6 protein-coding genes are annotated in these 6822 nt (G+C 75.5%); 2 read left to right on the top strand and 4 right to left on the bottom strand.

The window, feature by feature from the left end; genetic code table 11:
* Window positions 1-73: 73 nt before the first annotated feature.
* Entirely contained in the window at window positions 74-1111 is a 1038-nt protein-coding gene (locus ABZW03_RS34415) for an aldo/keto reductase (RefSeq protein ID WP_355267369.1), read from the bottom strand.
* Window positions 1112-1228: 117 nt separating this feature from the next.
* Here ABZW03_RS34415 and ABZW03_RS34410 point away from each other — a divergent pair, with 117 nt between their 5' ends.
* The gene (locus ABZW03_RS34410) at window positions 1229-1999 is read left to right on the top strand and encodes a TetR/AcrR family transcriptional regulator C-terminal ligand-binding domain-containing protein (protein WP_355267366.1); all 771 of its coding nucleotides are present in this window, start codon (window positions 1229-1231) and stop codon (window positions 1997-1999) included.
* 71 nt (window positions 2000-2070) lie between these two features.
* On the opposite strand, the gene ABZW03_RS34405 is transcribed toward ABZW03_RS34410, so the two are convergent.
* The 3 genes from ABZW03_RS34405 to ABZW03_RS34395 form a co-directional block, all read right to left on the bottom strand.
* Window positions 2071-2685: an SUKH-4 family immunity protein gene (locus ABZW03_RS34405; RefSeq protein WP_355267363.1), complete on the bottom strand. Its 615-nt coding sequence runs from the start codon at window positions 2683-2685 to the stop codon at window positions 2071-2073.
* 132 nt (window positions 2686-2817) lie between these two features.
* Window positions 2818-3888: a TerD family protein gene (locus tag ABZW03_RS34400; RefSeq protein WP_355267360.1), complete on the bottom strand. Its 1071-nt coding sequence runs from the start codon at window positions 3886-3888 to the stop codon at window positions 2818-2820.
* A 250-nt stretch (window positions 3889-4138) separates the two neighbouring features.
* A complete protein-coding gene (locus tag ABZW03_RS34395) occupies window positions 4139-5332 on the bottom strand; it encodes a cytochrome P450 (RefSeq protein ID WP_355267357.1) in 1194 nt (397 codons plus the stop codon).
* A gap of 69 nt (window positions 5333-5401) precedes the next feature.
* On the opposite strand from ABZW03_RS34395, the gene ABZW03_RS34390 reads away from it, so the two are divergent.
* Entirely contained in the window at window positions 5402-6661 is a 1260-nt protein-coding gene (locus ABZW03_RS34390) for a pyroglutamyl peptidase (protein ID WP_355267354.1), read from the top strand.
* Window positions 6662-6822 lie beyond the last annotated feature (161 nt).

Genomic DNA, 6822 nt, shown 5'->3' with positions numbered 1-6822 from the left:
CTCCCGGGCCGGGGCCCACGCGGCACCCGATCGCCGTGCCGCCCCCCGGCGGACGACCCGGGCGCCGCCGCGCTCAGCCCGCGATCGGCGGGTTGAGCCGCGCGAAGGCCTCCTGCCGGCGGTACGGGAAGTACGGGTACGGCGCGGTGCGGGCGCTGGCCGCGTCCAGCCGGGCCACCTGGTCCTCCGTCAGGGACCAGCCGACCGCGCCGAGGTTCTGGCGCAGCTGCTCCTCGTTGCGGGCGCCGATGATGACCGAGGAGACGGTCGGGCGGCGCAGCAGCCAGTTGATCGCCACCTGGGGCACGGTGCGGCCGGTCTCGGCGGCGACCTCGTCCAGCGCGTCGACCACCCGGTAGAGCAGCTCGTCCTCCACCGGCGGGCCGTAGTCGGCGGTGTCGTGCAGCCGGCTGCCGGCCGGGAGCGGCTGCCCGCGGCGGATCCGGCCGGTGAGGCGGCCCCAGCCGAGCGGGCTCCAGACCAGGGCGCCGACGCCCTCCTCCTCGGCGAGCGGCATCAGCTCCCACTCGTAGTCACGGCCGACGAGCGAGTAGTAGACCTGGTGGGCGGCGTACCGGGGGCGGCCGTGCCGGTCGGCGAGGGCGAGGGACTTCATCAGCTGCCAGCCGGAGAAGTTGGAGACGCCGGTGTAGCGGATCTTGCCGGCCCGGACCAGGTCCTCCAGGGTGGCGAGCACCTCCTCGATCGGGGTGCCGGCGTCGTAGGCGTGCAGCTGGAAGAGGTCCAGGTAGTCGGTGCCGAGGCGGCGCAGCGCGTCGTCCACGCTCCGGACGAGCCGGGCGCGGGAGGTGCCGGCCTCCTGGGGGCCGTCGCCGGTGGGCAGTCCGGCCTTGGTGGAGATCAGCACCTGGTCGCGGCGGCCGCGGACGGCCTGGCCGAGCACCTCCTCGGAGGCGCCGTCGGAGTAGACGTCGGCGGTGTCGAAGAGGGTGACCCCGGCGTCGATGGCGATGTCGAGCAGCCGGCGGGCCTCCTGGACGTCGGTGGTGCCCCAGGCGCCGAACAGCGGGCCGCGGCCGCCGAAGGTGCCGGTGCCGAGGCTGAGGGCGGGCACCTTGAGGCCGGACGCGCCGAGCCGGCGGTACTCCATGGCGGTGGTGTCGGACATGACGGTTCTCCTCTCGGAGCCCCTAATGGGACCCCTGTTCCGTTAGGATGTCCTGAACCTAGCAGACTCCCGCCGACTAATGGAACAGGAATCCCGTTAATGGCCGTCGAGCCCTCCACCCCCGGGCCCTCGCGCCCCGGGCCCTCGCGCCCCGGGCCCTCGCGCCCCGAGCCCACCCGGTCCGGGCCCGCCCAGACCGGATCCTCAACGCCCGGCCTCTCAACGCCCGGACCCGCCCGACCGGCGCCCTCCTCGCCCGAACCCTCCACGCCCGGCACGGTCCGCCCCGGCGGCCGGACCGCCCGGGTCCGCGCCGCCGTCCTGCGCGCCGCCGAGGACGCGCTGGTCGAGCGCGGCTTCAGCGGACTCGACCTCGGCGACATCGCCCAGCGGGCCGAGGTCGGCCGCACCACCGTCTACCGCCGCTGGGGCAGCACCACCGCCCTGGTCGCCGACCTGCTCGCGGACATGGCCGAGCAGTCGCTGCCGCGCACCGACAGCGGCACCCTCGCCGGCGACCTGCGGGCCAACGCCCGGCTCGTCCAGCGCACCCTGGCCGACCCCCGGCAGGGCGCGCTGTTCCGCGCCGTCATCGTGGCGGCCACCTGCGACCCGGACGCGGCCGAGGCGCTGCAGCACTTCTACCGGCGCCGGGTCGAGGAGTGGGAGCCGTGCGTCACCGCGGCCGTCGAGCGCGGCGAACTCCCGCCGGACACCGACGGGTTCGAGGTCGTCCGGGCGGTCTCGGCGCCGCTCTACTACCGGATGCTCACCACCGCGGAGCCGCTGGACGAGGCGGCCGCCGACCGCGCGGCGGCGGCCGCCGAGGCGGCGGCCCGGGCCGGGGCGTACCGGCGCCGGGGCGACTGACCGCACGGGCGGCGGGAACGCGAACGGCCGCACAGCGCAAGGACGTTGTGCGGCCGTCGGTAGCGGGACGGTCAGTCCTCGGGCAACTCCTCGTACTCCTCGCGCAGGTCCTCCAGCAGCCTCACCCAGAGGTCCGAGTCCTCCGGCCCCTGCCCCAACTCGGCCACCAGGGCGGCGAACCCGTCCAGCGCGGCCTTGGCGTCCCCCTCGCGGATCCGCTCCTCCAGCCGGGCCAGCACCGCCAGCGCGCCGATCAGCGCGGGCAGCGAGTCGGCCGCCCAGCCGCCATAGCCGCGCCCGTGGTCCCAGCCGTCCGCGTTGTAGATCCGTACGGCGCCGGTGTCGCCGGACACCATCAGATGCCACTCGTTGAAGGTGCCGACGCAGTAGCCCCAGTTGCTCGGCGGAGTGTCGTCGTCCGGCGTGCGCTCGCCGAACAGGTCGTCCAGGTCGGCCTCCCACATCCCGCGCTCGGGCAGGTCGGTGGCGTCGAAGCCGAGGAAGTCCAACTCGACGGCCGGCACGCCGACCTCGGTCAGGAAGGCCCGGGCGCCCGGCGACGTCAGGCGCTCGGGCAGCTCCCCGGGCTCGGGCTGCCACAGCGCGCCCGGCCCGAAACAGGACTCCAGCCAGGCCGCGGTGGGGTTCGCGGCGACGTCCGCCAGCTCGGCGTCGGACGTGGTCATCGGTACATCTCCCCCGGTCGGAACGGTGCTACCGGCATTCACACGGTGCTCCCGGCATTCAAGCGCCCCGCCCCGACGGCTCGGGCCGTCGGGGGACCCCGACGGCCCGTCCGGGGACCGCGGCCTGACGGCCTAGAAGAAGCCGTCGTCCTCGTAGTAGTTGTTGACGACCACCTGCGGGTCGTCGTCGAAGGCCTCGTTCAGCAGTGCGCCGCCGACCAGGCCCGCCGCGCCGGCGCCGATCAGCGCGCCGGTGCCGAACCGCCGCCCGCCCTGGGCCTGCTGGCCGGGCAGCTGCGGCTGGTCCTGCTGGACCGGCTGCGGGTAACCGGCCTGGGCCGGGGTGTAGAACGGCGGGACGTTGGTCTGCACCCGCTGGGCACAGGCCACGCAGGCCTCGATCCGGCGCGGCACGCCCCACTGCGGCGACCAGAGCACCGCCGTGGTGCCGGCGCCGTGCGAGGGGTCGAAGAAACACGTCACGGGGTGGCTCCCTGGTCCGGGCTGGGCCGCCGCTACGGCGGGTGCGGCGGGTACGACGGCGGGCAGGACGGCCGGCGGCGCGGGAGGCGCGACCGGCACGGGCGGGGCGATCGGCGGCTTCGCCGCGACGGGCGGAGCGGTAGGCGCGGCGGCGGGCGCCGGCTGCAGGACGTCCACCCCGAAGTCCGCGGCGATCCCCGCGAGCCCCGTGGCGTACCCCTGCCCGACCGCCCGGAACTTCCAGTCCGCGCCGTGCCGGTACAGCTCGCCGAAGACCATCGCCGTCTCGCTGCCCGCCTCCGGCGCCACGTCGTACCGGGCCACCTCGGCACCGCCGTCCGGGTCCACCACCCGGATGTGGGCGCCGTGGACCTGCCCGAAGGACTGCCGCCGCTGCGCCGCGTCGTAGATCGCCACCGCGAAGACGATCTTCTCCACCTCCGCGGAGACCTCCGCGAGCCGGACCTCGATCTGCTCCCGGTCGGCGCCGCCGGCGGCTCCACCCTGGTGGCGGACCGAGCCGTCCGGGCTCCGCAGGTTGTTGAAGAAGACGAAGTGCTGGTCCGAGGCGACCTTCCCGTCCGCCCCGCAGAGCAGCGCGCTGGCGTCCAGGTCGTACCCGGCCCCGGCCGTCCAGCCGAGGCCGATCCGGACCACCTGCAGCCCGGGGGCCTGCTTGCCCAGGGAGACGTTGCCGCCCTTCGTCAGGGCCACGCTCATGGAACTTCCTCCACCACCGTACGAGTACCGCTGTTTCAACCTCGACAACGCTGTAGTACTCGCAACGGTTCCCGGGCGAACCGTCAGCTTTCCGTCAAGGCCGGAACACCGCCCCACCAGCGGCGGAACACCGGACGGCCGGCCCCGGGACCACGGCGCGTGGGGCCCCGGAGCCACCGCCCGGGCGCCCCTCGGCAGCCCCTTCCGTCCTGGTTCCGACCCCGGTTCCAGGACCGTTTCCGTACCGGCCTCAGTACCGGACGGGCAGCTCCAGCAGCCCCCGGGCCCGCAGCGTGGGCCGGTGGCGCAGCCGCTCGACCGGCACGTCCAGGGCGAGGCCGGGGAACCGGCGCAGCAGCGCGGTGAGCGCCAGGGCGGTCTCCATCCGGGCGAGCGGCGCGCCCAGGCAGTAGTGGATGCCGTGCCCGAGGGCGAGGTGGCCGGCCTCCCGGCGGTGCAGGTCGAGCCGGTCGGGGTCGGTGAACTGCTCGGGGTCGCGGTTGGCGGAGCCGAGCGCGAGCAGCACGGTCTCCCCCGCCGGGACGGTGACGCCGCCGATGGTGACGTCCTCGCGCGGGAAGCGCCGGATGGCCAGCGGGGCGGGGCCGTCGAAGCGGGCGAACTCCTCGACCGCCGCGCCGATCAGCTCCGGTTCGGCGCGCAGGGCGGCCAGTTGGCCGGGGTGGGCGAGCAGGGCGAGGACGGCGTTGGCGATCAGGTGGACGGTGTTCTCGTAGCCGGCGAAGAGGATGAGGAAGGCGAGCGAGGTCAGCTCGTCCTCGCTGAGGCTCCCGCCGTCCGCCTGGTCGTCCCGGGCGGCGATCAGGTCGGAGAGCAGGTCGTCGCCGGGTTCGGTGCGCTTGCGCTCGATCAGGCCGGTGAAGAAGCCGAGCATCGCCTTGACGGCGGCCCGGGCCGCCTCGGGGTGGTCGGGGTCGGGGGTGATCAGGGCGTCGGTCCAGGCGCGGAAGTCGTGCCGGTCGTCCTCGGGGACGCCGAGCAGGTCGCAGATCACGGTGATCGGCAGCGGCGCGGCGTAGGTCGCGAGCAGGTCGGCGCGGCCGAGCGGCTCGATGGCGTCGAGCAGCTGCTCGGCGACCTTCTCGATCGGCTCGCGCAGCGCGGCGACCCGGCGCGGGGTGAAGGCCTGGGAGACCAGCCGCCGGATCCGGGTGTGGTCCGGCGGGTCCATGTTGAGCAGGTTGGCGTCCAGCGCGGGCGGCAGTGCGAAGCCCCAGTAGTTGCCGGGCGCGGCGTGCGCCTTGTCGAGGGCGAGCCGGGGGTCGGCGAGCCCCTGGCGGACGTCGGCGTAGCGGGTCACCAGCCAGAACGGCAGGCCGTCCGGGCCGACGACCCGGTGGACCGGGGCGTCGGCGCGCAGCCGGGCGTAGCCGCCGTACGGGTCGGCGATCAGGGAGGTCAGGGAGAGGTCGGGCGAGGTCACCGGGCCAGCCTACGGGTACCGGGTCGGCACCCTGGCGGGCCGTCAGGTCCGGACCTATTGTCAGCGAACATGACATGTCTACGCCGCGCCGCCGGACTGGCCGCCGCCCTCACCGGAACGCTCGCCGCCCTGCTGGCCCCGGCCGCCGCCCAGGCCGCCCCGGCCGGCTGCCGCACCTCCGCCACCGTGCCGCTGGACGCCGAGCAGGCCCGCCTCCAGGATGCCCGCACGGCCGCCTTCACCGAGCGCTCCGGCCTGGGCGAGCTGCCCGGGGCGTTCCCCTCCGCCCTGTGCGCCGCCCGCAGCGCCCGGCAGGCCGAGCGGGTGGTGACCACCTGGGGCCGGACGCTCTGGCAGGCCGGCCTGGACCGTGCCCAGGGCCACCGGCCGAGCGGCGAACTGCCCGCCCGGGACGACCGTCCGCTGTACTGGACCAGGCTCGCCATGACCGTCCAACTCGCCCGCTGGCAGCCCCGGTTCGAGGTCGACCACGCCGCGCTGCGGGCTCGCTTCGAGGACGCCTCGCGCGGTCTGGACGACGGCTTCGACGCCGCCCCCGGCGTCCGGCGGATCTTCGTCAGCGGCTTCGACCCGTTCGGCCTGGACGCCGAGCCGCGCCGCGCCAACCCCTCCGGTTCGGCCGTGCTGCAGCTGCACGGGCAGCGGATCACGCTCGCCGACGGCGGCACCGCCGAGGTCCGGGCGGTCGTGCTGCCGGTGCGCTACGGGGACTTCGACCGCGGCATCGTGGAGCGTGCCTTCACCCCGCACCTGCGGCCGGGCCTGCAGTCCGCCGACCTGATCACCAGCATCAGCCAGGGCTACCCGGGCAAGTTCACCCTGGAGGCGTGGGCCGGGCGCGCCCGCTCGGCCGACCCGGCCACCGACAACGTGGCCGCGCTCTCCGGCGGCACCTCGCTGCACCCGGTGGACGCCCCGGGCCTGGGCGCCGGGCCGCAGTTCATCCGCACCACCCTGCCGACCGGCGCCATGGCGTCCGTCCAGCAGCCCTTCCCGGTGCTGGTCAACGCCTTCGTCACCGAGATCCCGGCGGGCGCCGGTGCCCCCGTCTTCCGGCCGGACGGCCCCACCCCCGGCTCCCGGGCGGTCGCCGGTGGCGGCGGCGGGTACCTCTCCAACGAGGTCGCCTACCGCTCCAACCGGCTCCGCCTGTTCCTCGCCCCGGACCTGCCCGGCGGCCATCTGCACACCCCGGTGCTGACCGGGCTGCCGGCCGATCCGGCCCTGCTCACCGCGCCGGAGTTCGAGCGGAACGAGGCCGCGATCGGCGACGAGGTGCGGGCGATCCTGAGCACCGCCCGGCTCTGACGGGCCGTCCGGACGGACTGCACGTACGGGCCGCACGTACGGGCCGCACGTACGGGCCCTGCGGCGGGCACCCGCTCACGCCGGGGGCGGGTTTGGCCTCGCCGTGGTCGTCGGAGCAGACGATGGCGGTGTCGGGGAAGTGGTGGAGCAGGCCGGTGGCG

Source organism: Kitasatospora sp. NPDC004799 (assembly GCF_040609095.1).
Lineage (GTDB): Bacteria > Actinomycetota > Actinomycetes > Streptomycetales > Streptomycetaceae > Kitasatospora.
The sequence above is the reverse complement of the archived record's forward strand: the minus strand, read 5'-3'. Positions and strand labels throughout refer to the sequence as shown.

What these genes read in the sequence shown, in the direction of transcription:
- ABZW03_RS34400 (WP_355267360.1), bottom strand. Translation starts at nt 3,888, where the DNA reads ATGAGCGTGGCCCTGACGAAGGGCGGCAACGTCTCCCTGGGCAAGCAG.
- ABZW03_RS34405 (WP_355267363.1), bottom strand. Translation starts at nt 2,685, where the DNA reads ATGACCACGTCCGACGCCGAGCTGGCGGACGTCGCCGCGAACCCCACC.
- ABZW03_RS34390 (WP_355267354.1), top strand. Translation starts at nt 5,402, where the DNA reads ATGACATGTCTACGCCGCGCCGCCGGACTGGCCGCCGCCCTCACCGGA.
- ABZW03_RS34410 (WP_355267366.1), top strand. Translation starts at nt 1,229, where the DNA reads ATGGCCGTCGAGCCCTCCACCCCCGGGCCCTCGCGCCCCGGGCCCTCG.
- ABZW03_RS34415 (WP_355267369.1), bottom strand. Translation starts at nt 1,111, where the DNA reads ATGGAGTACCGCCGGCTCGGCGCGTCCGGCCTCAAGGTGCCCGCCCTC.